Origin of the sequence: Arthrobacter sp. SDTb3-6, from assembly GCF_013376095.1 — a bacterium.
GTDB lineage: Bacteria > Actinomycetota > Actinomycetes > Actinomycetales > Micrococcaceae > Specibacter.
The window spans coordinates 129,932-156,325 of the sequence record NZ_JAAMFN010000004.1; the positions used below are offsets into that span (position 1 = coordinate 129,932).

The window sequence follows — 26,394 nt, forward strand, 5'->3', positions numbered from 1 at the left end:
GGTCAGGGGCATGTTGTCTCTGACCTGTAGTTGTTTAACAGTCCCAATCCAACGTTTACCCAACGAATTCAAATCAAGATGGGTCAGTGGATCATCCTGTCCAGGGCCTCGGCAACCTCCGTGTGGACGGTGCCGCGCCCCATGTACACGTCTTGGGTCATGGAGATTTGGGCGTGGCCGAGTTGGTCCGCCCCGATACGTGCCGAGAGGCCCTGACCGTCCAGCAGCGTGGCTAGCGTCTTGCGGAACGTGTGAGAGGTCACCCAGCCCATTCCAAGCGCTGTACGGACCTTACGCCACTGCTTGCTGACCCCGGACGGGTCGCGCAGGTTGCCGCTGGTGGAGGGGAACACCACGTCGTGGATGTTGCCGTCAGCTTCCAACTGGCGCGCCATGAGCATGGCGATGGCGAAATCAGGCAACGGCAGGACACGCAACCCGGCTTTGGTCTTGGTGAAGGACTCACGGACCATGCCGGCCGTGGGTAGTCTGTTCACCTTCCCGCTGATGTTGACCGTCTTGGCTGTGAAGTCAATGTCCGACCACCGGACGCCCAGCACTTCGGAGATGCGCGCCCCAGTCGCGGCAAACATTGTGACCACGTCGGTAAGGTCCGCCGCCGTGCAGTACTGGGCGAGTGTCTGGTTTGGTGTGAGCTTGTTCTTCGGGTTTATCACCTTGGGGGAGTGGCGCATGGCGTCCAGGATGCCGCGCAGCTCGTCAATGCTTAGCGCCCTCGCTGCCTTGGACTCCATCTTGATGGTGCCCACGTCCCGGATAGGATTACGGTCCGTCGCCCCGTACCGCACAGCGAGCCCAAACATGCCCGACAGGACCACGCGGGCCGACTTTGCCACGGATGCCCCATGATTGGTTTTCAGGGCCTGTATGAACCCGTCCAGGCGTTGCGTGGTGGCTTCCTGAATGCGGACGTTGCCCAGCCCCTTGATGATGTACGTGGACACGTACCGGTAACGGGTCATTGTGGCACTGGCCCGGTGTTCGCTGATCAGGTGGGCCTCGAACATTTCCCACAGCAGGGTTAGCCGGCTGTTCGGTTTCAGGTCATCCATGACGGGCACCGTGCGTTCGGTGAGGTGCTGTGTCAGGTTGCGTTCGGCAGCGGCCCCGGACTTCCCGGCGCGCTCCACTAACCGGGTAACGCCGTCCAGGTCCCGGACGCGGGCCTTCGCAACCCAGCCGCCCTTGGCGTCTTGGCTGCGAGTGATCTTCCCCCAAGACCCAATGGGAAGCGGTGGCCTAGGCATCGTCCCGGCCCGTCCTGTCATGCCCCGGATCACTCAACGCCGGCCCATCATCGAAACCCGAATATGCGCGCTCACGGGACGGCTCGTGAGCGTCGTCAGTCGCGGCTGATTCTCGGGGAATTAGGCCCTCGGCTTTGGCCTTGGCAATCCATGCGCCTGCCGTTCGGGCCGGTAATTCAAAGATGTTTTGGACCGCCTTGGTCGGTGGCTCCTGTACTGCATCGGCTGACCTATAGATTCGAGCTACAGCTTGGAGTGATTCCATAGTTGGTCCCGCTGCTTTCGCCGCTGCCGCTTCCGCTGGCGTGAGTAGCCCGAACGCGAACCGAGGCCAGAGCACTAACCCAGCATTTGCGATCATCGTATTGCGAACAATTGCCGCCGGTTTTATTCCTCGAAGACCAATACCCGTAATGGCGTCCCCGCCCGGTCTCTGGCGGACTGTCAATGTTGATATTTCGTAGCGTTCATTCACGAGCCGCACAACGGCTTCAAGGTCGTAGCCGTGGTAGTCAACCAGACGGTGGGTTACCTCGTTCCACAGATCGAAGCCCGGGAAGAGTTCGGTCTTTCCTGATTCGGTGCGCGGTTCGACTATTGATTCCATGCTCCCAGAGTACGGGACTGCCGCGTAATGCAACAGCAGGCAGGAGACGTCAAAAATAACTTGTAGCAGTCTCTTGCATTCATCTGCCATCATGTGTCACACTTGAAGTAGCCGAAGGATGCAGAGGTCGGCATCATCGAAAACTAGGAGTCGCTATGACCATCGAGACCAAGGACGCAGTCAGCCCACTAACCCCGGGGTCCATGAACCCGTTGCGGAACGCGCAGTGGACGGCCGACTATCTCGGGATCACCGTCCAGTCTCTCTACAACCTGCGCATGACAGGGCGCGGTCCGCGTGCCGTTCGTGTCGGGAAGTACCTGAAATTCCGTGAGTCAGAAATTTTCGCGTGGGTTGAGTCCCAGCTTGAACCGAGGCGCGCCTGATGGGGACGCCGGCAGTTTTGGAAGACCTGGCGTGGCCCGAGAAAGCGCTACAGGCCATTGAGGCGGAAGCCCGCACGGGCAGGACGTTTGACGGGTACCAACTCCAAATCAGGCACGGGCTGGCAGACCCTGGCAGTCCGCAACAGTGGGGCTCGGTCATCAAGACAGCCGCCCGCCGCCGAATCATTGAGTGCGTGGGATTCCACATCACCCAGCGGCCCACCAGACGCGGCGGAATTTGCCGGGTATGGACCGGCTGCACAAAGACTGACGGCCCCGGCGCTACGAACGCCGAGACCGTCTAACCAACCACCCGCAACACCAATAATCACGAGGAAGTTACCATGTCCCAGTCTATCAGCACCGCAACCACCAACACCAGCACCACGGCGGGCAAGTCTGCCGCCAAGATGCCCGAGTTTGTCAGGCTTTCTGACGCCAATAGCCCCGAGATCTACGCCCGGGCCGAGGCGTACAGGCAGTACTTCAAGAGCAACCAGGACGCCCAGACCGCCCACAACTTCATCATCTGCATGGATGACATCCATCCCAACGGGGTGGCTTGGTTGGTGAAGTCCTTGGCGTTCGATGGTTCGATGACGGGGAAGGCCCTTGAAATGGGCGTGCGCCTCGCCTGGATTCACGCCGACCATGGATCAGTTTCGATCACGTTGAAGGACTGGGCCCGGCTCTACACGATGGCTTACGGCCCGGTCACGGCGGACGCCTGATGGACACGCCGACACTGCGCATCTTGGAGCAGGAAAAGGAAGCCCGGAAGATGGGCGCAACGTCCTACACCGAGTTGATGCCGCCCATGCGGCGACTCGTGGACGATGTGGTGGACGACAAGTTCGGTCCGCCCGAGGGTGTTCAGTGGATTGAGTCACGCATCCCGGAAGGGTACGAGGACATGAGTCCCGGACTGATCGCCCGGGCCATGTACCGGCGCGGCGTCCGGTACGTTCCGGACGCCGACCGTTGAACCACCAGTTACCCACAAGCCAGCGGGGAAGCGTGAGCAACTTCCCCGCCTGGGTCACCCAGCCTATTCAGGACCCGAAGGAAACCACTCATGCTCAACCCGAAACAGCCGCCCCGTGCTGAACTACCCGCCCCCGGGTCGACCGGTGAAGGTGCAGGCCGTCATGGGATCTGACAACGCCAAGAAAGTCCACCGCTACGGCGGCAGCCTGACGGGGAACCAGTACAAGGTCCTCACCCATATGGCATGGGTGAGCTACGACCGGCGCGGCATCCCGAAGGGTGGCAAGGATCGGGACGGCAACACCGCCAAGCCGCTTCAATTCTTCGGCAACGCCCAGGCATCCGCGCTGGAAGCCCTGGGGCGGGACAAGAAGCCCGCTGTGGCCCTCCGGCTGTGGGAACGCGCCGTGAAGGAGCTTACGGACCTTGGAATCATCAAGGTTGTTGAGCGGGCCATCCCAAACAAGCGCACGGCTCGCTATGAACTCGATCTTGGATGCCTTGAGACAGGCCGGGAAGCTGTGGATAACTTTGTTGAGGCCCCCGAGGTTAGCGAACAAAAAGTACGTGAACCTAGCGAACAAAAAGTTCGTGAACCCGTTGAGGATCACGAACAAAAAGTTCGTCAAACCCCCGAGGTTAGCGAACAAAAAGTACGGGCATACTTACAAGGTTCTACTAACCAAGTTGAAGCAAGCAATCAAAAGGACCAACTTACAAGCCGCTCCCGTCGCGCTGTCTCGTCACCACGCGCACGCGGAACGCTTTTGCTTGCACAAGATGATGACTCCACCATCTACGACAATGCACGGCAGCACCTCGGCAATCTCGGCCCAGACCGCAGCGACCACTACATGGACAAAGCACGTCAGGACCTCGGCACAGACGCGCCACTCCGTGAGCGTGTCATCCACGCCGCCGCTCTCGCCGGCTGGCAGGAACAGGCGGCATCGTGACCATCACGAAACCCCAGGCCCAGGCTCTCGCCGCGCTACTGCATGAACTCCGCCCCGAATGGGTGCCAGCCTCGTTGATGACTCTCATTTGGGAACACCGCGATGACCACCCGTTTCCGGAACTCACCGCCGCCGCCGTGGCCGTCGCAATCAACCCGGACAAGCGAACACCCGGCATCATATTTCTACCCGGCACACACTGGCACCTGACAGCCCAGAAGCCCGCCCCGCAACAGTTCCTCACCACCGCCGAGAAACGCCGTCTGGCGCACGCACAGCGGGCCGGATACGACGCGGTAAAAAACGGCGTCGACCCGTTCGACACATCCACCCCGTTCCACATCCCCGTCATCAGCCCCGACGACCTCAACCCCGCCGCCACCATGGAAGCCTTCCAACGCGGCCAAGACCTCGCACGCTGGGAGCAACGCCAGCACCAACCCGGCCCCGCAGCTATCGAAGCCCCCACCACCAACGTCATCGAAGAAGCCGCCCAATGACCACCACCCAAGACCTCGCCACGTTGCAAGCCGCGAACAACCGACTCACCGCCCAAGTCAAAGCGCTTGTCGACCTCCTGGCACACCGGGGCACCCTCACCATTGCCGACGCCTACGGCATCCACCACATCGAAGCGGACACCACACCATGAAAACCAGCCCATGCCCGGAATGCACGGCAACCAAACACACCACCCGCTACACCGAAGACGGCCCCATCTACTCGATACGCATCACCCACCAGCCCGACTGCACCGCCTACGCGGCCCGCCAAGCCACCGCCAAGGCCCTGGCAGACCAATGAACGAGGAAACGGCCACCCTACCGGAACTAGTCGAATACTGGCGCAACCAAGCCGCCTACTGGAAAACCCGGGCACTCACCGCCGAACACAAAACCGGGGCCAAACCCGCCACCCCCGAAACCGACACCCACCGCCGCATCAGCTACACCGACAGAACCGGCGACACAGCCGCACACCACGCAGACAAAACCAGGAGAAAACATGCCCACCACAAATAAGCGCAGTGTGATAAGTCAGCCCCCCGTACATGGCACACGCGGGATGGTTGACGATGTGGAGCGCGAACACCTGTTGCAGGGTGTTGCCGCCCGGTTGGTTTGGCTCCGTGCCCGTGCCGGCTATTCGCAGGAGGACGCCGCCGCCTTGGCTGGCCTGTCCCGGACTGGTTTGGGCAAGCTCGAACATGGGCGCTCCCGGCCCACGAAGGACAGCCTGCGGGACTTGGCAAGCGTGTACGCGCCGGATCACCCCCAGGTCGAATATTGGAACCTCTGCAAGCTCGCCGGGACATCCCTGCGGGACTCACACAGGCGGCTCTCACCGGCTCACAAGCCCGCGACCGTACGGACTGCCACGGACAACCTGAAAGCCGTTCTAAAGACCATGGAGCGGCTGCGGGTGAAGGCCGGCCCGGACCTCACCAAGTTCGACGCGGGCGCAGCTAAGGCCATTGCCGCCGCCGAACAGGCCGTGAGGATCGCCCAGGCCCGGGAAGACCTGTTGCAACGGCTGCGGGAGAACCCCGAAAACGGCCCGGATTCGGGGGAAAACGTTGGGTAAGCGTTGGATCACCCGCCCCGGCATGGCGCAAGTATCCGTGAAAGTCCCTACATTCCGCCCAACTGGACGGCATGAACAACACCCAGGCCCGAGAACCGGGCATTATCAGGAGGCCTCTTGTGGGCAAGTTTGACTCGATGGAACTGGTTGCGTTCGGGCCGGTCGAGAATCCTGCTGCCAGTGGTTTGCCGGCCGAGGACGCGGGCATGGTCTTGGTTGCGCTCATGGACAACAGCGACGGGCAAAAGGTCACGTTCCTTGTCAGCGCGGACGATGCCCTGATCCTCGGCCACGGTGCGATTGGTCTTGGAGGCGGGTTTGCCGCGTCGGGAAGTTACTTTCGCAAGGCGCGGCCCGGGTGGTGGCCCGAATGGGAAACCCCTGCGGACCCGTCCGCGTGGCTCACGCCATCGGCGGACCAGTGAGGGATGCCCTGCCGCAGGAGTATGCGCGTCTGGTGCAGGCTGACGGGTCCGTGGTGGTGCCTGGGGCCGTGGCTGACGGGCTCCTGCGGTTGCTCGTGCTGGGTGTGACAGTGGCGTCCCAGCGGAACGCCGGGGGCCGTCCCACGGGTGCCGTCATGGACGTGTTGCACGCCCTGAACCAGGCAGCTGTCAAAGCCGCCGAGTCGGGGATGTCCGCCAGCGGACCCGACGTTGACGAAAAGCGCATTCTAGAAGAGCAACGGGTGATCGCAGTAAAGACCTCTTCGGAGGTCGCGGCCCTGCTCCAATGCACTGACCGATCTGTGCGGCGTGCATGCGGGCAGGGCCGACTCCGGGCCACCAAGACGGGCCGTCAATGGCTCATCCGCGAAAACGACTTAGACACCTACAGATTCGGAAAGACACCCCATGGCCCGCACCAGCCAGCGTGAACCCAAAGCAGCCCCGCCCGCAACGATTCCCGAAGTGACAGACGCCGACGTGAAGGCGGCACAAGCCGCAGCCAAGGAAGCAATGGACCTTATCGGGGAACTCGAAGAACGCGTCATCAACGGCGACGACACAGTTACCCCGGATGAAATCGCCGCGCAGGAATCCCTCGGCAGGTTCGCACGGCTCCGGGCAGCGGCAACACTCCGCAAAGCAGCCGGCGCGAAGGAAGCCGCCCGGTTGCGTGACTGCCAGATCCTCCACGATGAGATGACCGCCTACGCCGGCCAGGACGGGCAACGCCTCGCTGATTTGTACCAGGCCATCTATGACGCCCGCGAAGAATTCCGGTCCATCATGGAGGAACGCAACGACACGGTGTTATCGTGGCACCAGCGCGCCCAGGCCCTGGACATCTCACAGGAGGACGGGCGACCGACCCCCAAGGCCAACGACGGGCTCATCTCCCTCGGGCGCGGCACCTTCGCCGTCAAGACAGACATCACCGTCTTTGGACACGAAGACATCGACAACTACCTCGGAACCCACGAGAAGGCTATTCCGTTCGACGCCGACGCCGTCCAAGCCAAGATTGCCAGGCTGCGCCAGATCGACACGCCCGACCAGCGCACCGTCCCGGAATATATCTACCGGGGACCCAACGGGGCACTCCTGGAGCGTGACCGGCCCTTCACGGATGAGGAAGTCGCCCGGACGGGCGTACGCCGCATCACTGCCGCCGAAGCGTGGCCCGAGTAATGGCAACGCAAGTAACCGCCGCCGAACTGAAAGCCATGACGGCCGAACAGATCGTGCAGGCGTACCAGGAAGGCCGGTTGGAAGCCCTGTTGACGACACCGGTCAATGACTCGACCCAGGCGTCAGCGGCAGCCCGCGCCGCCGAACAGATCAGTGACGCCGATGCGCAACGCATCGACGGGATCAACGAGCCCGGCGCCCGTAATTACCACGGCAAGGTCTAACCATGAGGTCCCATGTCCAGTGAAGGTTTCGACGCGATGATGGACGGCGTGGAGGCACGCATCGATGACGCGCTTGCAGAAGCAGCGTTCAAGGCCATGGAACATATCCACACCATGACCACGCCCAAAGTCCCGATAGAGACTGGCAACCTCGCCGGATCCGGTGCGGTCAGCAACACCGGGCCGGCAAGCGCCCAGATCTACTACCCGGGTCCGTATGCCCGGTACCAGGAATATGGCGTCTCTAAGAACGGGCTGCCGCTCCGCCACGAACACGGTCAATCATTCTTCCTCATCACGACAATGGTGGCCGAGAAAGACGCAGCCATTGAGGTTGCCGCGCAAGTCATCCGCGACGCCATCGACTAGCACCGCCCCAACACCCGCAAAGGACAAACACATGGCTTTCCGCCCGCTCGAAGAAGTACAAGGCCCCATCACGCTCCCCATCAAGGGCAAGGAATACACCCTGCCCGCCGTGTCCTTTGAGGACGGTGTCCGGTTGCGGGCCCTGATCTCCGGGGAATCGGAGGACGCGACGTGGCGGGACCTGTTCGACATCCTCCTGGGTGACGTGTACCAGCAGCTTCAAGACGACAAGGCGGGAGTCACGGTCATTGACCGGGTGTTCTTCACCGCCCTTGCTGACTTTCAGACGGGCCGGGAAGGCGCGGAAAAGCTGTGGGAGAACGGCGTCCCCCAGGAACTGGTGGCGTTGCTGCAAAAGTCTGTCGGCCAAGTCCAGGCAGCCGCAGCCGGCAAGGCCGGGAAGTGACGCATGCCTACATCCTCGGGTGACATCAACGCCAGCATCAGTCTTGATGCCAGCGAGTTTAGGCGCGTAGCCGCACAAGTCCGCAATGAAGCCCGCGACCTCGGGGCACTCTCCCCGACGGTGAACGTGGACGCCAATGTGGGACGGGCACTGTCCGACCTCGCCGCCGTTGACGCTGCGGAACGCCGCGTAGGCAGTTCCAGCGTCGACATGGGCAAGCAGGGCAGGACGGGCATCCTCGCCCTTGTTGCCGCAGCCCCTGCCGCCGTCGCCGCACTGGGCCCCATCGGCGCCGCCGCCATTGGTTTGGGTGCCTCGTTCGGTGTCATGGCCGTCTCCGGTGTCCTCGCCATCAAGGGCATCAAGGACGCCATGGCCGAGGGCACCCGCACCGGGGACCAGTACACGGTCGGGCTGGGGTCTATGGAGGGCATGCTTGACCAGCTCTCCCACTCCGCCGCCGTGGGGATGCTCGGTGCCTTCAACGGCGCCGTGCAGGACCTGTCAGCGCGCATGCCGTTCCTAAACCGCATGATCTACGACGCATCCGGGCAGTTGGGGACGTTGGGCGGCACGGCCCTGCACGGTGTCTTGGATGCCATGCAGGCATTGAACCCGCTCATCACCGCGGGTGGTGTGGAGTTGAACAAGTTCGTCGGCTGGCTGGCCGCCATGCCCGCGTCCAATGGGTTCTCCCAGTTCGTGGACTACGCGATCACTAACCTGCCCTCCGTGATGACGCTCATCGAGGGACTTGTCACGATGGTGGGTCACGTAGTGGAATCCCTCGCCCCGCTCGGGCCTGCCGTCATCGCAGGCTTCCAGGTGTTCACGGACATCGTCAATGCACTGCCGCTGCCTGTCCTGGCCGGGGTTGTCACTGCTGTTGCCGCTCTCGGGCTCTCACTCAAGCTGCTGGGGAACGGCATGATCGCCCCCGTGATCGTGTCCATTGCCGAGGCTATCGGGCTGACCGGGGTCATGGCTAACCTCGCCGTTCCCGTCGTTGGTGTGCTGTTGGCTGCGATTACCGGGCTCGCTGTCGGGTTCGCCGCGTCCGCCGCCTCGGGCGGACAAGCCACCACCGTCCTCACGGACTACGGCGACCAACTGGAACGGGATAACGGCTTAATCGGTATCAACGTACGCCAGACCGCTGCGAAAGCCTTGCAAGACTCCGGAGCCTACGACGCCGCCAAACAGTTGGGCATCTCCCAACAGGAACTCACGGACGCAGTCCTACACCAAGGCACCGCGTGGGACTCGGTCAAGGGGAAGCTGGCCGGCGCGCAACAGAAGATCCAAGAGATGGGCGTCACCCAGCCTGCCGAGGCGACGAAGATGTCCAACGCGCTTCAAGTTGTCACCGCCGCGTACGGCACCAACAACGACCAGATCCTCAAGGCCCAGGCTGCCGCGAAGAACTACAACGCCGCCATGGACGACCAGAACGGGACCACTACGGCCCTCGCCGGGGCGCTGGGCATGACGGGTAGCGCATATACGGCGGCGGTCGCGGCGCAGGCGTCCGCGAAGGCATCCACGGATGCGAACACGGCCTCCATGCAGTTGCAGAACGACGCGGCAGGACTACTCAAAGCAGCGTTGGACGGGTTGAACGGGAAAGCCATCTCGGCAGCACAGGCCCAAAACAGTTTTGATTCGTCACTGGTCAACATGGGCACGCACGTGTCCGCGACGGGCAAGAAAATCACGTTTACCACTACCAGCATCAACGACATGTCCAGCGCGTCTGTGACGTTGCGGGGTCAGTTGAATTCGCAGGTCCAGAACCTGCAGAACGTGGTCGAAGCCAACGGTGGTTTGGCGAACTCCACGGGCAAGGCGCGCCAGCAGATGGTGACCATGCGTCAGCAGATCATCGACAACGCTGTTGCCCATGGTGTGGACCGTGCCGCCGTGACCGCCTACATCGACAAGATACTCGCCATCCCGAAGTCCGTACCGCCGACGAAGTTGCAGGTCGACAACGCCCAGGCCCTCGCAGACGCGCGGGCGTTGCAGTCATACATCAACTCCATGCACGGCACGACACTAACGAACCGCATCTATTCCATCTACTCCGAAAGCCACGTCTCCACGGGGCAGGGCGGCAGCGGCGGATTGACTCGGGCCGAGGGTGGCGCGATCCACCGTGCCAACGGCGGCAGTATCAGCCCGTCCTACCTTGCAAGCGGTGGGTTCCCGGGTCACGCCGTGGGTACTGACACCATCCCCGTGTGGGCCTCGGAGGGCGAGTACATGATGAAACGTGCTTCGGCACAGTCCATCGGTGCACCGGCATTGAACTACATGAACCAGACAGGGAAGATCCCGCCCACCGGTGGACAACCCAACATCACGGTGTACGTGACCAACCCATTCACAGGCGAACAGGTCCAGGCAGTAGTCCACACCGTAGCCACACAAGCGGCCGGTCAGGTTGTGGACAACTTCGCCCGAGACATCCGAAACCGCAGGTAACGGTGAAGTTGTGTGGCCGGCCCGTGATTGATCTGAGCTTGTACGGTGCTGCCACGCGCTTTCATTGTGGTGTCAGGGCTCCTATGGCTGGTAATGAACGACGTCGCCGCCCAGCGCGGCCACCACCTTGTCAGCCGCCGCTTTCTCTCCGGGCACGTCAGCGGGCGGCGGTGTAACACCAGCGAATCCGTCCGCAAGCAGCTTGTCGGCCTGGTTCGTGAGCTGGTACATGAGCGTGTCGTCATACTGGACTATCGCCGTCCACCCGTTGCCGTTCACGTACCAGGCCTCTTGGGACTTGTTGGCTGCCAGCATCTCAGACACGCTGTCGGCACTCGGCCCGTCCGCCCAGCTATAGACCGTGAGTTTCCGTCCATCGAGCGTGCAGGTTGCGAGCGACGACAAGCCGGACTGCGGTCCCGACGCCACATCCCCGACTTGGACATCCTTACAGTCAGGAATCAGTGTCGCTATCGCGGAAGCGGCCTCTCCGTAGTACGTGCTCGGCTTGCTGGATGCCGTGGGGGACGTTGCAGCAGCCACAGTATGTCCCCCACAGGCCGCCAGAGCCAGAAAGAGGGACGCCGCAGCGAGCGTGACAATTGGCCGAGTGATGGTGTGCTGACTCATGGTGTTTCCCCCGATGGTGGATGATGCTTGGATCTTAGACCCAAGCGGTGACGATTAATAGGGTCGTGACCCAACGTTTACCCAACGAAAACAACTCAATCGACGCAAATATAACGAGTGGACAAAGCCCGCGTATGGCCCCAAATCCCGCGCCAATTCAACGATATTGGAAGCCATATCAAGCCAGCCGAAAACACGGTTTGATAATCCTAAGGTCCTCGGTTCAAGTCCGAGTGGCCCTACCAAAAAAATCCCCGGAACCGTCAGGGTTCCGGGGATTTTTTGCGCATCCGCTCCGAAGGGCCGGGATCTCCACCAGCCGCTGGGCCGCGCTGTGGCATGTTTCGAACCCCCACGAGTGGCTCACCCGCCGGACACCGGCAACAGGACCGACGGGCGCAGGTCGAGGATAAATTGCAGCGGGTTGAGATAGGCGTCCCCGCGGCGCACGCCCCAATGCAGGCAGCTGTCCTCCCCGGGCGGACCGGCGTCGCAGTGCGTGATCCCGGACAGGGTCCCCACCGGCTGGCCGCGGGCCACGGTTTCGCCCTTGCGCAACGTTGATTTGACGGGTTCAAAGCTCAGCCTGAGCCCGTCCGCCGTGGTGATGGTCAGCACCGGGCGGTCCACCACTGTCCCGGCGAAGGACACCACCCCCGCGGTCGGTGCGCGGACGGCGGCGCCCTGGGCGGCCAGCAGGTCCACCCCGCGATGGCCGGCCAGCCAAGGCTGGTCCGGCGGGTCGAAGCCGTGCACCAGCCGGGGCCTGCCCGCCAGCGGCCACGCCCAGCCGACGGAGGCAGGCAGGGGACGGGCCGCCGTCGTGCGTGGGGACAAGGCGGCCGGGGGAGCCGCCGCAGCCGCACTGCCTCCCGCCGAAGCTGCCGAAAGCGGCAGCAGGGCGGCCAGCAGCAGCGCCGCCCATGCCGGGCGCCACCGCCTGGAACCAAGGATGCCTCTCATGCCTTCCAGCATGGCGGCTTCCCGCCGGACCGGCAGCGGCATCCTGCCTCAATGGGGACAAGGCACCAGTCCTGCCCGCCTGTGGAGGGGGCAGTCGTGGTCGGGCCGCCCGTCAGCCCTGTAGTAACATAGTGGAAGCAGTGCGCTCTTTTGTGCGCTGACTACGCGCACCCCACCCTGACGAGGTGCCCACGGGAAACCTGGGCCCTGCCGACGGATTGCGCCCATACGGTCCGCCTCGCGGCGGGACATGGAAGCGCAATAGGGTGCCAGGAGCAAAACCATGGGCGGGACACTCCGCCGCAGGTTGAAAGCTAAAGAACCGTAAATTAACAAGAAGGAGCGCCGGCATGCCCGTCGTAACCATGCGCCAGCTGCTTGACAGCGGCGTCCACTTTGGACACCAGACCCGTCGTTGGAACCCGAAGATGAAGCGATTCATCCTCACGGAGCGCAACGGCATCTACATCATCGACCTGCAGCAGTCACTGTCCTTCATTGACCGTGCCTACGAGTTCGTCAAGGCCACCGTTGCCCACGGCGGCACCGTCCTGTTCGTCGGCACGAAGAAGCAGGCGCAGGAAGCCATCGCCGAGCAGGCCACCCGCGTGGGCCAGCCCTACGTGAACCAGCGCTGGCTCGGTGGCATGCTCACCAACTTCCAGACGGTTTCCAAGCGCATCTCGCGCATGAAGGAACTCGAAGAGATCAACTTCGACGACGTTGCCTCCTCCGGCCACACCAAGAAGGAGCTCCTGCTCCTCAAGCGTGAGCTGACCAAGCTGCAGACCAACCTCGGCGGCATCCGCAACCTCGGCAAGGCCCCGTCCCTGCTCTGGGTTGTCGACACCCCCAAGGAACACCTCGCCATCGACGAGGCCCACAAGCTGAACATCCCCGTTGTGGCCATCCTGGACTCCAACTGCAACCCGGACGACGTCGACTTCCCGATCCCGGGCAACGACGACGCCATCCGCTCCGTGAACCTGCTGACCCGCGTGATCGCCGACGCCGTCGCCGAGGGCCTGATCGCCCGCAACGCCAAGGCCACGGGCAACCAGGAAGCCCCGGCCGAGCCGCTGGCCGAGTGGGAGCGCGAACTCCTCGAAGGCGAGCAGGCTGCCGCAGGCGAAGCCAAGGCCATCTCCGCCGAAGAGGCTGCCGAGGTCATCACCGGCACGGAAGCCGAGAAGGCTGCCGAGACGCTGCTGGCTGACTCCCCGGCCAAGGACGCCGCTGAGGTCCTCTCCGGCGAAACCAGCGAAGACAAGTAACTCCTTAGCCTGCCGGAACGCCCCTGGGTGTTCCGGCAGTGCTGTGCCCGCCCGGCGCGGGCCCTAAAACAACTGCCAACCGCGACAACACGAAACAGGAGTTTCAATATGGCGAACTACACCGCCGCAGATATCAAGGCCCTGCGCGAGCGCACCGGCGCTGGCATGATGGACGTCAAGAAGGCCCTCGACGAGGCCAACGGCGACGCCGAGAAGGCCATGGAGCTCATTCGCATCAAGGGCCTCAAGGGCGCCACGAAGCGCGAAGGCCGCTCCACCGCCGAAGGCCTCGTGGCCGCCAAGGTAGAAAACGGCGTCGGCGTCATGGTGGAAGTCAACTGCGAGACCGACTTCGTTGCCAAGTCCGCCCCGTTCATCGAGTTCTCCAACAAGGTCCTGGAAGCCGCCCTGGCTTCCGGCGCCACCGACGTTGAGGCCCTGCTGGCTGCCGAGGTTGACGGCAAGCCGCTGTCCGGGCTGGTCATCGAAGCAGGTGCCCTGCTGGGTGAGAAGGTTGCCATCCGCCGTGTTGCCCGCGTTGAAGGTGCCACGGTTGACGCCTACCTGCACAAGACCTCCAAGGACCTGCCCGCACAGGTTGGCGTGCTCTTCGCCGTCGACGGTGACAACCAGGAAGTTGCACACGACGTAGCTGTGCACATTGCTGCCATGTCCCCGAGGTTCCTGACCCGCGAAGAAGTTGCTGCAGACGTTGTTGACAACGAACGCCGCATTGCCACGGAAACCGCACAGGCCGAAGGCAAGCCCGAAGCCGCCATGACGAAGATCGTTGAAGGCCGCCTGACCGGCTTCTTCAAGGAGATCGTCCTGGTGGACCAGTCTTTCGCCAAGGACGCCAAGAAGAGCGTCGGCACCGTCCTGAACGAAGCCGGCGTGAAGGCAACCGCCTTTGCCCGCTTCCGCGTCGGGGCCTAAGTCACCCTTACCGGCTGACGTAACGCGCCAGCCGGTGTGATACAGGAAAGGGGCAGCCGCTTGGGGCGGCTGCCCCTTTCCTGTGCCCGGCGTCGGTTAGGATCTTAGGGGCACCCCTCCGGGCGGCACACTGCAACGACACCACCCCACCGACTCAACTGCACTGACATATCTGCATTGCGGAACCTTGACCGAATGACACACGGAATGGTTCCCACGGAAGGCACAATGACAACGAACACTCCCGGCTCCACGCAGGACATTGCCCACAACCCGTCAGGAACACCCAAGCGGCGCCGCGTGCTGTTGAAGCTCTCCGGCGAGGTCTTCGGCGCGGGAAAGCTCGGCGTCGACCCGGACACCATCCGGGACATCGCCAAGCAGATCGCCAGCACCGTGGACCGGGTGGAAGTGGCCGTTGTGGTCGGCGGGGGCAACTTCTTCCGCGGCGCCGAGCTTTCCCAGTCCGGCATGGACCGCTCCCGCGCCGACTACATGGGCATGCTCGGCACCGTCATGAACTGCCTGGCCCTGCAGGACTTCCTGGAGCAGGCCGGCGTGGACACCCGCGTCCAAAGCGCCATCACCATGGGGCAGGTGGCCGAGGCGTACATTCCGCGGCGCGCCATCCGGCACATGGAAAAGAGCCGCGTGGTCATCTTCGGCGCCGGTGCGGGCCTGCCCTACTTCTCCACCGACACCGTCGCCGCCCAGCGCGCCCTGGAAGTCCACGCCGACGTGGTCCTCATGGCCAAGAACGGCGTGGACGGCGTCTACACGGCCGACCCGAAGAAGGACCCCGACGCCGTCAAGCTGGAGCACCTCAGCTACGACGAGGCCATGGCCCGGGACATCCGCGTCATGGACCAGACGGCCTTCAGCCTGTGCAAGGACAACAACGTCACCATGCTGGTCTTTGGCATGGAGGGCGAAGGCAACGTGGCCCGCGCCATCCTGGGCGAAAAACTGGGCACACTCGTCACGCCATAGTACGACGGCGGGGCGCCCCGCCATGGGCCGGCGCACGGGCCCGGCAGCCCGCCGGCCCACGGTAGGATGGACTCAGGATTGCCGCGTGCCCCGGCCGCGGAGCAGTTGGGATTTTCAAAAAGTTGAGGGAGACAGACGTGATCGAAGAAACTTTGCTTGAGGCCGAGGACAAGATGGACAAGGCCATTGAGGTAGCCAAAGAGGACTTCGCCGCCGTCCGCACGGGCCGTGCCAACCCCGCCCTCTTCAACAAGGTGTTGGTGGAATACTACGGTGCACCCACCCCGCTGCAGCAGCTGGCCTCCTTTGCGGTGCCGGAGGCACGCACCCTGCTCATCACCCCCTTTGACAAAAGCGCCCTGCACGAGATCGAGCGGGCCCTGAGCTCCTCCGAGGTGGGCGCCAACCCCTCGAACGACGGCAACGTGATCCGTGTGGTCATGCCGGAACTGACACAGGAACGGCGCCGCGAATACGTCAAGCTGGTCCGCACCAAGGGCGAGGAAGCGAAGGTTTCCGTCCGCAACATCCGCCGCAAGGCCAAGGAGACCCTGGACAAGCTGGTCAAGGACGGCGACGCCGGTGAGGACGAAGGCTCACGCGCCGAAAAGGAACTCGACGCCCTGACCAAGGCGCACACGGACAACATCGACGAGCTGCTCAAGCGCAAGGAAGTCGAGCTTCTCGAGGTCTAATGACGGACCCCAAGCCTGCGCCGTCCGGCTCTCCCGGGGAGGAACCGGACGCCCCGCCCCCGGGGGCAAGCCCCCCGCCGGGCGCGGACGCATACCAGTTTCCGACCCGGAAGGCGCGGCGCATTGCGGAAATGACAGGCGTCATTCCCGTCGTCGTGCCCGGAAGGCCGGCGCCGGAAAAGGGTGCTGCCAAAAAACCGGCGCCGCACAAGACAAGGGCTGAAAAGCGGGCAGCTGAAGCGGCTGCGACCGCCGAAAAGGCCGCTTCCCCGGACACGGCAGGGGTTGCCAAGGCCGCTTCCGGCCGTCCGGCGAAAAGTGCCGGGCCGCCCGCCGTTCCCGTCCCGCCGGGCCCCATCGCACCCGTGCCTGCCTCCGTGGCAGCCCCCAAACCGTTGCGTGCGGCCAAGGCGCCGCGCACGCCCAAGGCCGGACGCGACCTTCCCGCCGCCGTCGGGGTGGGCCTGACACTGCTGGTGCTGGTCCTCGGCAGCCTCCTGTTCTTCCCGCTGGCGTTTGTGGTGGTGGCCACCGTGTTCGTGGCAGTGGGCGTGTGGGAGGTCTCGCGGGCCATCGCCACCCGCGGCATCAGGCTGCCCCTGACACCCGTATTCGTCGGGACGGTGGCCATGCCGGCGTCGGCCTACTTTGCCGGCTCGGAGGGCCTCCTGTTTGCCCTCGTGGCCAGTGCGGGGGCCACGCTCCTGTGGCGTTCGCTGGACCCGGAACCGGGCGCCGTGAAGAGCATCCTCGCCGGCGTTTTCGTCCTGATGTGGATCCCGTTCATGCTCAGCTTTGTCCTGCTGATGATGCAGGACCTCCGCCCGCCCACCCTCGGGCTGACCCTCGATTTCAGCACCATGAACCCGGGCGTCATCGAAGTGGTCATCATGCTGTTCCTGGTGGTCGCCAATGACACCTTCGGCTACCTGGTGGGCGTGCTGTTCGGCAAGCACCCCATGGCCCCTAAAATCAGTCCCAAGAAGTCCTGGGAGGGGTTTGCCGGGTCCATGGGGGGTGCCATGCTCGTGGCCATCCCGGCGACGGTATTTTTCCTGGATGTGCACTGGTGGGTGGGATTCGTCCTGGCCGTTGGTATGGTCTTTGCAGGCACCGGCGGCGACTTTGCCGAGTCCATGGTCAAGCGGGAGCTTGGCATCAAGGACATGAGCAACCTGCTGCCCGGGCATGGCGGCGTCATGGACAGGCTGGATTCCATCCTGTTCGCGGCACCCGTTGCCTACGCCACCTTTAGCGTTCTAGGCCAGCTCTGATGCGCCCCTGTCGGGGGTGTCCAGGGCGGATTTTCGTCCCAGCAAGCACCACACCCGAGGAATGACAGTGACCGTGGAAGACAAGACTCGCACCAACTCCAAGTTCAAGCTGGTTGGTCCCAAGGAGATCGGGTACAACGTCAAGCAGGTTGACGTGTTCCTGGACCGTGCCCGGGCCTACTTCCTCAACGCCGACTCGAACGGCCTGGCCATCACGAGCCAGGACGTCCGCACGGCATCCTTCGATCCCGCCCGCGGCGGCTACAACGCCCAGGCCGTCGACGCGGCCATGGACCGGATTGAGGACGAATTTGTGCTCCGCGAGAAGGAGCTGCTCATCAAGGGCAAGGGTGAAAAGGCGTGGATGCTCGAAATCGGCAAAACCGCGTCCCTGCTGCGCGGCCGGCTGCACCGGCCCGACGGCGAGCGGTTCCGCCGCCCCACCAGGAAAAACGTCCAAAGCTACAACACTGCCGACGTCGACCTGCTGTGCCGCGAGCTCCTGACCTACATCGAGGACAACGGCGAGCTCAGCGTGGACGTGGTGCGCCGGGCGGTGTTTGCCCCGGCGAAGGGGGCCGAAGGCTACGAGGAAAGCCAGGTGGACGCCTTCCTGGACCGCGTCGTGGAGCTGATGGCCGCCATCGACATTCCCTCGGACAGCTAGGGGCGGTCCGGACCGGACGCCGGCCCCGGCATGGCGTGCGGGCGCTCGGGCACATGCAGCTTCGACATGAACCGGGCCATGCCCGGGTTTAGGCGGCCCGGGGTGGCCAGCGACACCGCCACCATGGTGAGGAAGGCGGCCGGAACCGTCCAGGCCGCCGGTTGCACCATGACGGTGCGCCACGGAGAATCCGGTGCCAGCTGCGCGCCCACCAGCATGGAAGCCCCGCACAGCACCGCGCCGGCTGCCATGCCGGCCATGGCACCGGCGTCGGTCAGCCCGCGCCACCAGATGCCCAGCAGCAGCAGCGGGCACACGGTGGCCGCCGTGAACGCAAACACGAGCCCCACGCTGCCGGCCAGCGCCAGCGAATCCGTGCCCAGGGCCACGCCCAGTGGCACCACCGCGGCAGCCACGGCAGCGACCCGGAAGCCTCGCACGTTCCCGCCCAGCAGGTCCTGGCTGATGACGCCGGCCAGGGACACCACCAGCCCCGAAGTGGTGGACAGGAACGCCGCAAAGGCGCCAGCCACGACCAGGGCTGAAAGGATGTCCCCGCCCGGCCCGCCCACCAACCTGCCCGGAAGCAGGAGCACGGCCGCGTCCGGGATGCCGCGTGCCGCCAGCTGCGGCAGGAACACCCGGCCCAGCACCCCATAGATGGGGGGGAAGAGGTAAAAGAGGGACAGCAGCCCCAGCACGATCAGGGTGGTCCGCAGCGCCGCCGCGCCGTCGGGGTTGGTGTAAAACCGGACCAGGACGTGGGGCAGCCCCAGGGTCCCGAAAAGCAGTGCCACCATCAGGGACAGCGTCCCGTAGGTGCCGGTGCCGCCCGTGACCACCGTCAGGCAGGCAACGGCGACGACGGCCCCCCGCACCCACCCAAGACGGCAGTCCCGTGGTGGTCCGGATCGTCAGGGCGGCACCGTGCAGCTGCGGGACAATGTAAAACCAGCCCACAAGCACCACCAGGACGCTGGTAAGGTGGCGGGCCCGGGCGGACCCCAGGCGCGCTTCCGCGAAGTCGGGGATCGTGTAGGCGCCGGACAGCCGCAGGGGAGCGGCAACGAAGAACAGCAGCATGAGGTAGCCGGCGGTGTAGCCGATGGGAAACCACAGCGCATCAATGCCGGAGACGATGACCAGACCGGCAATGCCCAGGAAGCTGGCCGCCGAGAGGTATTCGCCGCCAATGGCTGAAGCGTTCCACCACGGCCGAACGGTCCGGGACGCCACATAAAAGTCACTTGTGGTCCGTGAGATCCGCAGACCGTAGAAGCCGATCAATGCCGTGACGACGGAGACGGCGGTCAGGGCCGTGTAGCCGATGGCCGGGTTCACTTGCAGTCCACCAGGCCGCGGTACCTGTCCTCGTTGCGCGTGGCCGCGCGCACATACAGCCATGCGCTGGCGCCGATGATGGGGTACACGCCCGCGCCCAGCATGAGCCACGGGGCGGGAATGCCCAGGATCCGCCACTCGGCAAAGGCCGGAACCCACCGGACCGCCATCCAGCAGATCAGCAGTGCCGCCACAAAGCCCGCCGTCACCACCAGGGCCAGCCGCAGCTGGGACCTGATGAGGGACCGCACCATGACCTCGCCCACCGCCGACTGCTCGGCGACCTCCTGCGAGACGGTGGTGCTGCCGATGACGAGGCGGTCCTTGCTGCGCGGGGCCGTGACGCGCACCCGGCCGGGGGCTGGAGGTGCCGGCGGGGGAGCGGGCGGGTGGCCTGCAGGTGTTCGCGGACAGCCGGCAGGTGGCGCCGGCTCACCGGCAGCTCGGCGTTTCCGACGGAGACCGTGGGCTTGGCCGAGCCGAGCCTCAGGGCGGTGGCGCACGGCATACAGACCAGGTACGAGCGGTGGATGCGCAGGAAGCCGGCGCCCTGCCAGCGCTGTTCCAGATCCGACAGCGAGACGCGGACCAGATAGCTGGCCTCGGCCATCCTGCTGATCGCGTTCTCCCCGGTGGTTTCCGGCAGTGAAAGGGCCATGATCCCCGGCGCCGGCTTCGACTGGTTCCCGCTGGCCAACCCCGGGCTCATCTCCATCCCGCTCGCGTTCTTCCTGGGCTGGCTGGGGACCGTCCTGGACAAGAACAAGGAGAATCCAGCCATCCAGGCCGAGATGGCTGTCCGCTCCCTGACCGGCATTGGCGCCGAGAAGGCCGTGGAGCACTAGAGGCCACGTTTCCGACACCAAATCCGCGCCGGGCCGCGGAGTCCGCCGTTGCCCCGGTCCGCTTATGCGCCGGACCGGGGCCGGGTTTGGCGCAGATTGTCCACTGGCGCCAAACCAACGGCGGGTCCGGCGCATAAGAAAAGAGGCCGGAGCTTATGCGCGCAACCCACGGCGGGTCCGGCGCAGAATTGTTGCCGGCGGTCCATCCGGGTTGGGATCGCAGGGCCGACTGTGGCCCGGGCCCGCACGGTTCACTTATGCGCCGGACCGGGGCCGGGTTTGGCGCAGATTGTCCACTGGCGCCAAACCCACGGCGGGTCCGGCGCATAAGAAAAGAGGCCGGAGCTTATGCGCGCAACCCACGGCGGGTCCGGCGCATAACGGAAGTGGTCGGCGGCCGGCCGCTCTACTTGTCCACGACCCGCTCCAGCAGCGGCCCGAGGCGGAACGGGACCAGCTCATTCATGGCCAGCGAGGTTTCCGTGCGCTCCACCCCGTCACAGGCGAGGATCTTCCCGTTGATGCGGAACAGGTCCTCGGCTCCGGTGGAGACCACGCGCGCCAGGATGTCGGCGCGGCCGCTGAGCCCGTGTGCCTCCACCACCTCCGGGATGCCGGCCAGCGACGCGGCCAGTTCAGCCAGTTTTTGCTGCTGGACGTGGATGGAGATGAACGCCGTCAGGGGGTAGCCCAGGGTGGCCGCGCTGATGCGGTGGTCAAAGCCCAGGAACGCCTTGCGCTTCTCCAGCGACGCCATTCTCGCCTGCACCGTATTGCGTGAAAGCCCCAGCTGCTGGGCCAGCGCCACCACGGTCTGCCGCGGGTCCTCCACGAGGGCCAGGAGAATGCGGGCGTCGGTGTCATCCAAGGTATGCATAGTGCGCAGATTAGCACGGTCAAGGCGCACCATATAGGGCAGAATGTTCAATTTATCCAAGGGACATTGCGCCAGCTGCATGCTGTGAGTAGTGTCACAACTAAGGGTTGCAATGACGCGCCCTGCCGTGCGCAACAAACCCTTGCACGCGGCCTGGGGGCCTGCATCCACAAGATGCGCCGGCCCGATGCCAGGGCCCCGCCCCGGCATGAAGCTAAGGAGGCGAACTGCCGTGCTGGAAGCATCAGCCAACTCCGGTGCATCACCGCAAACCGGGATCCACCAACTCATTGCCGCAGACGGCACCAGCGTTGCCGACGGGGAACTGGACCCCTTTGTGGCCGACGTCGACGACGCCCAGCTTGTCCGGCTTTACTCGGACATGGTGGCCATCCGTCGCATCGACGTCGAGGCGACAGCCCTCCAGCGCCAAGGCCAGCTGGCCCTGTGGCCGCCCATGCTGGGGCAGGAAGCCTCCCAGGTCGGCTCGCTCCGGGCCCTGGGCGGGGACGACTTCATTTTCCCCACCTACCGCGAAAACGGCGTGGCCTACCTCCGCGGCGCGGATTTGGCCGGGATCATGAGCACGTGGCGGGGCAGCGCCAACACCGGCTGGGACCCCTACAAGTTCAACATGGCCACCCCGCAAATCATCATCGGATCCCAGACGCTCCACGCCACCGGATACGCCATGGGCCTGGTCCTCGACGGCAAGGAAACCCTCTCCATCGCCTACCTGGGCGACGGCGCCACCAGCCAGGGCGACGTCCATGAGTCCATGGTCTTCGCCGCCAGCTTCCAGGCACCGGTCATCTTCTTCTGCCAGAACAACCACTGGGCCATCTCCGAACCGGTCGGCCTGCAGGCCCACGTGCCCATCGCCGGCCGGGCCCCGGGCTACGGGATCCCCAGCCTGCGCGTGGACGGCAACGACGTCCTCGCGGTCCTGGCTGCCACCCGCTGGGCCGCCGCCCGGGCCCGCAGCGGCGGCGGGCCCAGCTTCATCGAGGCCGTGACCTACCGCATGGGGGCCCATACGACGGCGGACGACCCCACCCGCTACCGGGGCGTCACCGAACTGGAGGAATGGGGCGCCAAGGACCCCATCGCCAGGGTCAAGGCCCTGCTGCAGGGCCGCGGGAAGCTCGACGACGACGCCGAGGCCGCGGTGGCACGGCGCGCCGACGCCGTGGCCGCGGAACTACGCGAAGGCACCATCAACCTGCCCGACCCGGCGCCGCTGAGCGTCTTCGACAACGTCTACACCACCGAACACGCCATCCTGGACCGCCAGCGCGACCACTACGAACGCTACCTGGCCGGTTTCGCACCCACGGATGGCACCACCCTGGAAGGGAGCCGGTCATGAGCAGGCTGACACTGACACAGGCCATCAACGCCGGCCTGCGCAAGGCCATGGAGGACGACCCCAAGGTGGTCCTGATGGGCGAGGACATCGGCACCCTGGGCGGGGTGTTCCGTGTGACCGACGGGCTGATGAAAGACTTCGGTTCACACCGGGTCATTGACACGCCCCTGGCCGAATCCGCCATCATCGGCACCGCCGTGGGCCTGGCCTACCGCGGCTTCCGGCCCGTCTGTGAGATCCAGTTCGACGGCTTCATCTACCCGGGCTTTGACCAGATTGTCTCCCAGGTTGCCAAGCTCCACATGCGCACGCACGGGCAGGTCCGCATGCCGCTGACGATCCGGGTCCCGTTTGGCGGAGGCATCGGATCCCCGGAACACCACTCCGAATCGCCGGAAGCCTACTTTGTGCACACCTCCGGGCTGCGCGTCATCAGCGCCTCCAACCCGCAGGACGCCTACACCCTTCTGCGCCAGGCCATCGCGTGCGATGACCCGGTGATGTTCTTTGAACCCAAGCGCCGCTACCACGCCAAGGGCGAGGTGGACCTGGACGCGGACCTCACCCGCGCCCCCGCCATGGGCGCCTCCCGCGTGGTGCACGCCGGAACCGACGTGACCCTGGTGACCTACGGCCCCCTCGTCGCCACCGCCCTCGACGCGGCCAAGGCAGCGGCCGACGACGGCATCTCCCTTGAGGTGGTCGACCTGCGTTCGCTCTCGCCCCTGGACTACGGCCCCATTGAGGAATCCGTGCGCCGCACCGGCCGCGTCGTGATCACCCATGAGGCGTCGGAGACCCTGGGCCTGGGCGCCGAGGTGGCCGCCGGCATCACCGAGCGGTGCTTCAACTATCTGGAGGCCGCCCCCGTGCGCGTCACGGGCTTCGACATCCCCTACCCGCCGTCCAAGCTGGAAAAGCACCACCTGCCCGACCTTGACCGCATGCTCGACGGCGTTGACCGCGCCCTGGGGCGCCCCAACTCCCTTTCGGGGCTGGAAGGATGACCATGATTACCGAATTCAGGCTGCCGGACCTGGGCGAAGGCCTCACGGAATCGGAGATCGTCAGCTGGCATGTGGCGGTGGGTGACAGGGTGGAACTGAACCAGGTCATCGGCGAAGTGGAGACCGCCAAGGCCGTCGTGGAACTTCCCTCGCCCTACGCCGGGACGGTCACCGCCATCACGCACGAGCCCGGGACCACCGTGGAGGTGGGGGAGGTCATCATCGCCTTTGAGGTGCCCGGCCAGGGGCAGGATGCACCCGCCGCGGACCAGCCGGCCGACGAGGCGCCCGCCAAGCGCGTGCCGACCCTGGTGGGCTACGGCGCCGAACCCGAATCCTCGAAGCGTCCCGTGCGGCGGACCCGGCAATTTGCCCCGGCCGGAGCCGCAGCGCCCGCCGCAGCGCCCACCGGGGTTCCGGCCGCAGCCCCGGCCGGCGCGCCCGCCGTGGCAGTGGCCGACGCCCAGGCGCGCGTGCAGGCGGACCGCCCCCGGTCCACGCCTCCCGTGCGAAAGCTGGCCCGCGACATGGGGATCGACCTGGCCGCGCTGACTGGCTCCGGGGACCACGGGCTGATCACCCGCCAGGACGTCGTCACCTTTGCCGGGGGACAGGAAAAGGGCGCCGAGGGCGCCGCGGAAGCACCGGCGTCGACCACGGGAACTGCGGCAGCCCGGGACCGGACGGACACGTCCCGCGAGGTGCGCACCCCCATCAAGGGCGTGCGGAAGTTCACGGCGGCCGCCATGGTCCAAAGTGCGTTCACGGCACCCCACGTGACGGAATTCCTGACGGTTGATGTCACCGCCGGCATGGAGTTCCTGGCGAAACTGCGGGCGGCACGGGAGTTCGCGGACGTCAAGCTCACGCCGCTGACGCTGGCGGCCCGGGCCGTGTGCCTGGGGATTGCGCGGCAGCCGTCGCTGAACTCGCACTGGGACGGCGCCGCGAATGAGATAGTCACCAAGAACTATGTCAACCTCGGCATTGCCGCAGCAACACCCAGGGGACTGGTGGTGCCCAACATCAAGGACGCACAGCAGCTGGGCCTGCACGGGCTGGCCGCGGCGCTCGGGGAACTGGCCGCCACCGCCCGCGCCGGGAAGACACAGCCGGCGGACCTGGCCGGCGGCACATTCTCCATCACCAACATCGGCGTTTTCGGCATTGACGCCGGCACACCCATCCTGAACCCGGGCGAGGCCGGGATCCTGGCGCTGGGCGCCGTGCGGAACACGCCCTGGGAATACCAGGGGACCGTTGCGCTGCGGCAGGTCATGACGCTGAGCCTTTCCTTCGACCACCGGCTGGTGGACGGGGAACAGGGCTCGCGTTTCCTGGCCGACGTGGGTGCCGTCATGTCCGATCCCGCCATGGCGCTGGCCCTGTGCTGAGCCGCCCGTGCTGAAAACTGCGGCTTTTCTGCAATCTTGGGCCTCTGGAATAGCCGCAGCAGCAGACGTATTATGTGTAGTGACCCCCACTTTGGGAGCCAACTGAAGGGAAACCTAAGGAGGTTGGTATCGATGAAGAAGTGGAACCGCTGGCAAGACTATGTTGCCGTGATTGCAGGCCTTTACGCCGCGTTGTCAACAATCTGGACGACGCAGCAGGGCAGTTCCATGGTCCTGATGATCGGCTTCGGCGTACTGCTGATCCTGGCAGGCGTCTGGAACCTCATGAGCCCCGGTACACCGGTAGGCGAATGGGTTCGAATGGTGATTGCCGCCTTGCTGTTCATTTCTCCCTGGATCGGCGGGTACTCCGGCCACATGGGAGCGGCATGGACGTCCTGGATTACAGGCGGCGTGGCCCTGATCGTTGGCGCGCTCGCAATACAACCAAGCATGCGCCAACACACCGTTGGGCATGACCACGGCCTGCCGGCCCATTAATTCCATTAGTGCCAAGCCAGAAGGCGCCGGAACCCCCGGCGCCTTCTGGGTGCCCGGGCCGCTTGCGCAGGCACGGCGTGCCCGGGCCGCTTGCACGGGAAACGCGGGCCGGCCGGCTCAGGCCCCGGCCAGCCCGCTCCACGCCATGGCCTCCAGCACCGCCCGGGCGGCGGGGACGCCGGGGCGCCGCCCGGACAGCCGGACACTGTGCGGGGTGGAGTTGATCAGGCCGAACACGGCATGGGCCTGCAGGCGCCGCATGTCGGCTGCCCGGTCAGGGTACAGCCGGCCCAGCACCTCCACCCAAAGTTCCACGTAGGCCCGCTGCAGGGTGCGCACCTGGCGCTGGTCGCCGGCGCTGAGGCTGTCAAAGTCCCGGTCCTGGACGCGGATGACATCGGGCTGGGACAGGGCAAAGTCCACGTGGAAGGCGATGAGCCCGCGGAGGGCGGCGCCGTCACCGTGCCCGGCCGCCAGGACGGTCCGCCCGCCGGCCAGCAGGTCCTCGCTGACCCCCACCAGCAGCGCCCCGAGCAGGGCCTGCTTGCCGCTGAAATGGCGGTACACGGCCGGTCCGCTCACACCGGCGGCCGCGCCGAGGTCCTCGATGGACACGCCGTTGAAGCCGCGGCGGGCAAAAAGCGCGGCGGCGGAATCAAGGAGCACGGTGCGGCGGTTGGCCTTGGCCTGCCTGCGGGTGGTGGCTGGGGACTCGCTCATGTTTTC

General features: G+C 65.2%; 34 protein-coding genes and 2 pseudogenes. 27 read left to right on the top strand and 9 right to left on the bottom strand.

Annotated elements, in window-relative coordinates:
* Positions 1-83 precede the first annotated feature (83 nt).
* Both xerC and G6035_RS03225 read right to left on the bottom strand, forming a co-directional pair.
* Positions 84-1,268 carry a tyrosine recombinase XerC gene (gene xerC, locus G6035_RS03220; protein WP_176615627.1) on the bottom strand — a complete coding sequence of 395 codons (1,185 nt, stop codon included), beginning with the start codon at positions 1,266-1,268 and terminating at the stop codon, positions 84-86.
* Positions 1,261-1,875, bottom strand: coding sequence for a hypothetical protein (locus G6035_RS03225; protein WP_176615628.1), 615 nt, complete (start codon positions 1,873-1,875; stop codon positions 1,261-1,263). Before G6035_RS03225 ends, xerC begins: the two co-directional genes overlap by 8 nt.
* A 155-nt stretch (positions 1,876-2,030) precedes the next feature.
* Here G6035_RS03225 and G6035_RS03230 point away from each other — a divergent pair, with 155 nt between their 5' ends.
* The 16 genes from G6035_RS03230 (at position 2,031) to G6035_RS03305 (ending at position 10,905) form a co-directional block, all read left to right on the top strand.
* Entirely contained in the window at positions 2,031-2,261 is a 231-nt protein-coding gene (locus tag G6035_RS03230) for an AlpA family transcriptional regulator (protein WP_256127699.1), read from the top strand.
* Positions 2,262-2,605: 344 nt separating this feature from the next.
* Complete coding sequence (locus G6035_RS03235; protein ID WP_176615629.1) at positions 2,606-2,992, top strand: hypothetical protein; 387 nt, start codon at positions 2,606-2,608, stop codon at positions 2,990-2,992.
* Positions 2,992-3,246 carry a hypothetical protein gene (locus G6035_RS03240; protein WP_176615630.1) on the top strand — a complete coding sequence of 85 codons (255 nt, stop codon included), beginning with the start codon at positions 2,992-2,994 and terminating at the stop codon, positions 3,244-3,246. The genes G6035_RS03235 and G6035_RS03240 overlap by 1 nt, the downstream gene beginning before the upstream one ends.
* Positions 3,247-3,409: 163 nt before the next feature.
* Positions 3,410-4,204 (top strand): hypothetical protein, encoded by a 795-nt coding sequence (locus G6035_RS03245; protein WP_176615631.1) that lies wholly within the window; start codon positions 3,410-3,412, stop codon positions 4,202-4,204.
* On the top strand, positions 4,201-4,704 hold the full coding sequence (locus G6035_RS03250) for a hypothetical protein (protein ID WP_176615632.1): 504 nt from the start codon (positions 4,201-4,203) through the stop codon (positions 4,702-4,704). Before G6035_RS03245 ends, G6035_RS03250 begins: the two co-directional genes overlap by 4 nt.
* Complete coding sequence (locus tag G6035_RS03255) at positions 4,701-4,856, top strand: hypothetical protein (protein ID WP_176615633.1); 156 nt, start codon at positions 4,701-4,703, stop codon at positions 4,854-4,856. The genes G6035_RS03250 and G6035_RS03255 overlap by 4 nt, the downstream gene beginning before the upstream one ends.
* Positions 4,853-5,008 (top strand): hypothetical protein, encoded by a 156-nt coding sequence (locus G6035_RS03260; protein ID WP_176615634.1) that lies wholly within the window; start codon positions 4,853-4,855, stop codon positions 5,006-5,008. Before G6035_RS03255 ends, G6035_RS03260 begins: the two co-directional genes overlap by 4 nt.
* Positions 5,005-5,226, top strand: a complete 222-nt coding sequence (locus G6035_RS03265) for a hypothetical protein (RefSeq protein ID WP_176615635.1) — start codon at positions 5,005-5,007, stop codon at positions 5,224-5,226. The genes G6035_RS03260 and G6035_RS03265 overlap by 4 nt, the downstream gene beginning before the upstream one ends.
* 43 nt (positions 5,227-5,269) lie before the next feature.
* On the top strand, positions 5,270-5,788 hold the full coding sequence (locus G6035_RS03270) for a helix-turn-helix domain-containing protein (RefSeq protein WP_176615636.1): 519 nt from the start codon (positions 5,270-5,272) through the stop codon (positions 5,786-5,788).
* A 71-nt stretch (positions 5,789-5,859) separates the two neighbouring features.
* Positions 5,860-6,213, top strand: coding sequence for a hypothetical protein (locus tag G6035_RS03275; RefSeq protein ID WP_176615637.1), 354 nt, complete (start codon positions 5,860-5,862; stop codon positions 6,211-6,213).
* 209 nt (positions 6,214-6,422) lie between these two features.
* Positions 6,423-6,665, top strand: coding sequence for a helix-turn-helix domain-containing protein (locus G6035_RS20470; RefSeq protein ID WP_371130825.1), 243 nt, complete (start codon positions 6,423-6,425; stop codon positions 6,663-6,665).
* Positions 6,643-7,422 (top strand): hypothetical protein, encoded by a 780-nt coding sequence (locus tag G6035_RS03285; protein WP_176615541.1) that lies wholly within the window; start codon positions 6,643-6,645, stop codon positions 7,420-7,422. Before G6035_RS20470 ends, G6035_RS03285 begins: the two co-directional genes overlap by 23 nt.
* Positions 7,422-7,646 carry a hypothetical protein gene (locus G6035_RS03290; protein ID WP_176615639.1) on the top strand — a complete coding sequence of 75 codons (225 nt, stop codon included), beginning with the start codon at positions 7,422-7,424 and terminating at the stop codon, positions 7,644-7,646. The genes G6035_RS03285 and G6035_RS03290 overlap by 1 nt, the downstream gene beginning before the upstream one ends.
* Positions 7,647-7,658: 12 nt before the next feature.
* The gene (locus G6035_RS03295) at positions 7,659-8,015 is read left to right on the top strand and encodes a minor capsid protein (RefSeq protein WP_176615640.1); all 357 of its coding nucleotides are present in this window, start codon (positions 7,659-7,661) and stop codon (positions 8,013-8,015) included.
* Between the two features lie 31 nt (positions 8,016-8,046).
* Complete coding sequence (locus G6035_RS03300; protein ID WP_176615641.1) at positions 8,047-8,421, top strand: hypothetical protein; 375 nt, start codon at positions 8,047-8,049, stop codon at positions 8,419-8,421.
* Positions 8,422-8,424: 3 nt separating this feature from the next.
* Positions 8,425-10,905, top strand: a complete 2,481-nt coding sequence (locus G6035_RS03305; RefSeq protein ID WP_176615642.1) for a hypothetical protein — start codon at positions 8,425-8,427, stop codon at positions 10,903-10,905.
* An 81-nt stretch (positions 10,906-10,986) separates the two neighbouring features.
* Here G6035_RS03305 and G6035_RS03310 read toward each other — a convergent pair whose 3' ends face one another.
* Together G6035_RS03310 and G6035_RS03315 are read right to left on the bottom strand one after the other, a co-directional pair.
* On the bottom strand, positions 10,987-11,535 hold the full coding sequence (locus G6035_RS03310; protein ID WP_176615643.1) for a hypothetical protein: 549 nt from the start codon (positions 11,533-11,535) through the stop codon (positions 10,987-10,989).
* Between the two features lie 363 nt (positions 11,536-11,898).
* The gene (locus G6035_RS03315) at positions 11,899-12,498 is read right to left on the bottom strand and encodes a murein hydrolase activator EnvC (protein ID WP_256127700.1); all 600 of its coding nucleotides are present in this window, start codon (positions 12,496-12,498) and stop codon (positions 11,899-11,901) included.
* A gap of 350 nt (positions 12,499-12,848) precedes the next feature.
* On the opposite strand from G6035_RS03315, the gene rpsB reads away from it, so the two are divergent.
* The 6 genes from rpsB to G6035_RS03345 all read left to right on the top strand — a co-directional run bounded on the left by rpsB (position 12,849) and on the right by G6035_RS03345 (position 18,334).
* The gene (gene rpsB / locus G6035_RS03320) at positions 12,849-13,772 is read left to right on the top strand and encodes a 30S ribosomal protein S2 (protein ID WP_176615645.1); all 924 of its coding nucleotides are present in this window, start codon (positions 12,849-12,851) and stop codon (positions 13,770-13,772) included.
* Between the two features lie 108 nt (positions 13,773-13,880).
* Positions 13,881-14,708, top strand: coding sequence for a translation elongation factor Ts (gene tsf, locus G6035_RS03325; protein WP_176615646.1), 828 nt, complete (start codon positions 13,881-13,883; stop codon positions 14,706-14,708).
* Between the two features lie 228 nt (positions 14,709-14,936).
* Positions 14,937-15,698 (top strand): UMP kinase, encoded by a 762-nt coding sequence (gene pyrH, locus G6035_RS03330; RefSeq protein WP_176615647.1) that lies wholly within the window; start codon positions 14,937-14,939, stop codon positions 15,696-15,698.
* Between the two features lie 137 nt (positions 15,699-15,835).
* Entirely contained in the window at positions 15,836-16,393 is a 558-nt protein-coding gene (gene frr / locus G6035_RS03335; protein ID WP_176615648.1) for a ribosome recycling factor, read from the top strand.
* Positions 16,394-16,524: 131 nt separating this feature from the next.
* Entirely contained in the window at positions 16,525-17,667 is a 1,143-nt protein-coding gene (locus tag G6035_RS03340) for a phosphatidate cytidylyltransferase (protein WP_176615649.1), read from the top strand.
* A gap of 67 nt (positions 17,668-17,734) precedes the next feature.
* Entirely contained in the window at positions 17,735-18,334 is a 600-nt protein-coding gene (locus G6035_RS03345; protein WP_371130821.1) for a DivIVA domain-containing protein, read from the top strand.
* On the opposite strand, the pseudogene G6035_RS03350 reads toward G6035_RS03345, so the two are convergent.
* From G6035_RS03350 to G6035_RS20475, 3 genes and pseudogenes are all read right to left on the bottom strand, one after another.
* Positions 18,331-19,675 (bottom strand): annotated as a pseudogene (locus G6035_RS03350) (cation acetate symporter). The gene G6035_RS03345 and the pseudogene G6035_RS03350 overlap by 4 nt on opposite strands.
* A complete protein-coding gene (locus G6035_RS03355) occupies positions 19,672-19,986 on the bottom strand; it encodes a hypothetical protein (RefSeq protein ID WP_176615690.1) in 315 nt (104 codons plus the stop codon). The pseudogene G6035_RS03350 and the gene G6035_RS03355 overlap by 4 nt, the downstream one beginning before the upstream one ends.
* Entirely contained in the window at positions 19,881-20,390 is a 510-nt protein-coding gene (locus G6035_RS20475; RefSeq protein ID WP_371130822.1) for a LytTR family DNA-binding domain-containing protein, read from the bottom strand. Before G6035_RS20475 ends, G6035_RS03355 begins: the two co-directional genes overlap by 106 nt.
* Here G6035_RS20475 and G6035_RS19915 point away from each other — a divergent pair.
* Positions 20,272-20,520: pseudogene (locus tag G6035_RS19915) on the top strand (cation acetate symporter); the annotation flags it as partial. The gene G6035_RS20475 and the pseudogene G6035_RS19915 overlap by 119 nt on opposite strands.
* Before the next feature lie 406 nt (positions 20,521-20,926).
* Here the strand turns inward: G6035_RS19915 and G6035_RS03365 are convergent.
* On the bottom strand, positions 20,927-21,397 hold the full coding sequence (locus G6035_RS03365; protein ID WP_176615652.1) for an Lrp/AsnC family transcriptional regulator: 471 nt from the start codon (positions 21,395-21,397) through the stop codon (positions 20,927-20,929).
* Positions 21,398-21,605: 208 nt separating this feature from the next.
* Here G6035_RS03365 and pdhA point away from each other — a divergent pair, with 208 nt between their 5' ends.
* The 4 genes from pdhA to G6035_RS03385 all read left to right on the top strand — a co-directional run bounded on the left by pdhA (position 21,606) and on the right by G6035_RS03385 (position 25,668).
* On the top strand, positions 21,606-22,766 hold the full coding sequence (pdhA, locus tag G6035_RS03370; protein WP_176615653.1) for a pyruvate dehydrogenase (acetyl-transferring) E1 component subunit alpha: 1,161 nt from the start codon (positions 21,606-21,608) through the stop codon (positions 22,764-22,766).
* Positions 22,763-23,773 carry an alpha-ketoacid dehydrogenase subunit beta gene (locus G6035_RS03375; protein ID WP_176615654.1) on the top strand — a complete coding sequence of 337 codons (1,011 nt, stop codon included), beginning with the start codon at positions 22,763-22,765 and terminating at the stop codon, positions 23,771-23,773. Before pdhA ends, G6035_RS03375 begins: the two co-directional genes overlap by 4 nt.
* Before the next feature lie 2 nt (positions 23,774-23,775).
* A complete protein-coding gene (locus G6035_RS03380; RefSeq protein WP_176615655.1) occupies positions 23,776-25,167 on the top strand; it encodes a dihydrolipoamide acetyltransferase family protein in 1,392 nt (463 codons plus the stop codon).
* A gap of 132 nt (positions 25,168-25,299) precedes the next feature.
* The gene (locus G6035_RS03385; protein WP_176615656.1) at positions 25,300-25,668 is read left to right on the top strand and encodes an SPW repeat protein; all 369 of its coding nucleotides are present in this window, start codon (positions 25,300-25,302) and stop codon (positions 25,666-25,668) included.
* A 117-nt stretch (positions 25,669-25,785) separates the two neighbouring features.
* Here G6035_RS03385 and G6035_RS03390 read toward each other — a convergent pair whose 3' ends face one another.
* Positions 25,786-26,388: a TetR/AcrR family transcriptional regulator gene (locus G6035_RS03390; RefSeq protein ID WP_176615657.1), complete on the bottom strand. Its 603-nt coding sequence runs from the start codon at positions 26,386-26,388 to the stop codon at positions 25,786-25,788.
* Positions 26,389-26,394 lie beyond the last annotated feature (6 nt).

Excerpts from the sequence above, each read along its gene's own strand:
- rpsB (WP_176615645.1), top strand. The coding sequence starts at position 12,849 with ATGCCCGTCGTAACCATGCGCCAGCTGCTTGACAGCGGCGTCCACTTT.
- pdhA (WP_176615653.1), top strand. The coding sequence starts at position 21,606 with ATGAAGCTAAGGAGGCGAACTGCCGTGCTGGAAGCATCAGCCAACTCC.
- G6035_RS03390 (WP_176615657.1), bottom strand. The coding sequence starts at position 26,388 with ATGAGCGAGTCCCCAGCCACCACCCGCAGGCAGGCCAAGGCCAACCGC.
- G6035_RS03225 (WP_176615628.1), bottom strand. The coding sequence starts at position 1,875 with ATGGAATCAATAGTCGAACCGCGCACCGAATCAGGAAAGACCGAACTC.
- G6035_RS03230 (WP_256127699.1), top strand. The coding sequence starts at position 2,031 with ATGACCATCGAGACCAAGGACGCAGTCAGCCCACTAACCCCGGGGTCC.
- G6035_RS03240 (WP_176615630.1), top strand. The coding sequence starts at position 2,992 with ATGGACACGCCGACACTGCGCATCTTGGAGCAGGAAAAGGAAGCCCGG.
- G6035_RS03265 (WP_176615635.1), top strand. The coding sequence starts at position 5,005 with ATGAACGAGGAAACGGCCACCCTACCGGAACTAGTCGAATACTGGCGC.
- G6035_RS03270 (WP_176615636.1), top strand. The coding sequence starts at position 5,270 with ATGGTTGACGATGTGGAGCGCGAACACCTGTTGCAGGGTGTTGCCGCC.
- G6035_RS03235 (WP_176615629.1), top strand. The coding sequence starts at position 2,606 with ATGTCCCAGTCTATCAGCACCGCAACCACCAACACCAGCACCACGGCG.
- G6035_RS03310 (WP_176615643.1), bottom strand. The coding sequence starts at position 11,535 with ATGAGTCAGCACACCATCACTCGGCCAATTGTCACGCTCGCTGCGGCG.
- G6035_RS03300 (WP_176615641.1), top strand. The coding sequence starts at position 8,047 with ATGGCTTTCCGCCCGCTCGAAGAAGTACAAGGCCCCATCACGCTCCCC.
- xerC (WP_176615627.1), bottom strand. The coding sequence starts at position 1,268 with ATGCCTAGGCCACCGCTTCCCATTGGGTCTTGGGGGAAGATCACTCGC.
- G6035_RS03315 (WP_256127700.1), bottom strand. The coding sequence starts at position 12,498 with ATGAGAGGCATCCTTGGTTCCAGGCGGTGGCGCCCGGCATGGGCGGCG.
- G6035_RS03255 (WP_176615633.1), top strand. The coding sequence starts at position 4,701 with ATGACCACCACCCAAGACCTCGCCACGTTGCAAGCCGCGAACAACCGA.
- tsf (WP_176615646.1), top strand. The coding sequence starts at position 13,881 with ATGGCGAACTACACCGCCGCAGATATCAAGGCCCTGCGCGAGCGCACC.
- G6035_RS03285 (WP_176615541.1), top strand. The coding sequence starts at position 6,643 with ATGGCCCGCACCAGCCAGCGTGAACCCAAAGCAGCCCCGCCCGCAACG.
- pyrH (WP_176615647.1), top strand. The coding sequence starts at position 14,937 with ATGACAACGAACACTCCCGGCTCCACGCAGGACATTGCCCACAACCCG.
- G6035_RS03365 (WP_176615652.1), bottom strand. The coding sequence starts at position 21,397 with ATGCATACCTTGGATGACACCGACGCCCGCATTCTCCTGGCCCTCGTG.
- G6035_RS20470 (WP_371130825.1), top strand. The coding sequence starts at position 6,423 with ATGTCCGCCAGCGGACCCGACGTTGACGAAAAGCGCATTCTAGAAGAG.
- G6035_RS20475 (WP_371130822.1), bottom strand. The coding sequence starts at position 20,390 with ATGGAGATGAGCCCGGGGTTGGCCAGCGGGAACCAGTCGAAGCCGGCG.
- G6035_RS03290 (WP_176615639.1), top strand. The coding sequence starts at position 7,422 with ATGGCAACGCAAGTAACCGCCGCCGAACTGAAAGCCATGACGGCCGAA.
- G6035_RS03275 (WP_176615637.1), top strand. The coding sequence starts at position 5,860 with ATGAACAACACCCAGGCCCGAGAACCGGGCATTATCAGGAGGCCTCTT.
- G6035_RS03340 (WP_176615649.1), top strand. The coding sequence starts at position 16,525 with ATGACAGGCGTCATTCCCGTCGTCGTGCCCGGAAGGCCGGCGCCGGAA.
- G6035_RS03305 (WP_176615642.1), top strand. The coding sequence starts at position 8,425 with ATGCCTACATCCTCGGGTGACATCAACGCCAGCATCAGTCTTGATGCC.
- G6035_RS03375 (WP_176615654.1), top strand. The coding sequence starts at position 22,763 with ATGAGCAGGCTGACACTGACACAGGCCATCAACGCCGGCCTGCGCAAG.
- G6035_RS03260 (WP_176615634.1), top strand. The coding sequence starts at position 4,853 with ATGAAAACCAGCCCATGCCCGGAATGCACGGCAACCAAACACACCACC.
- G6035_RS03245 (WP_176615631.1), top strand. The coding sequence starts at position 3,410 with ATGGGATCTGACAACGCCAAGAAAGTCCACCGCTACGGCGGCAGCCTG.
- G6035_RS03380 (WP_176615655.1), top strand. The coding sequence starts at position 23,776 with ATGATTACCGAATTCAGGCTGCCGGACCTGGGCGAAGGCCTCACGGAA.
- G6035_RS03295 (WP_176615640.1), top strand. The coding sequence starts at position 7,659 with ATGTCCAGTGAAGGTTTCGACGCGATGATGGACGGCGTGGAGGCACGC.
- G6035_RS03385 (WP_176615656.1), top strand. The coding sequence starts at position 25,300 with ATGAAGAAGTGGAACCGCTGGCAAGACTATGTTGCCGTGATTGCAGGC.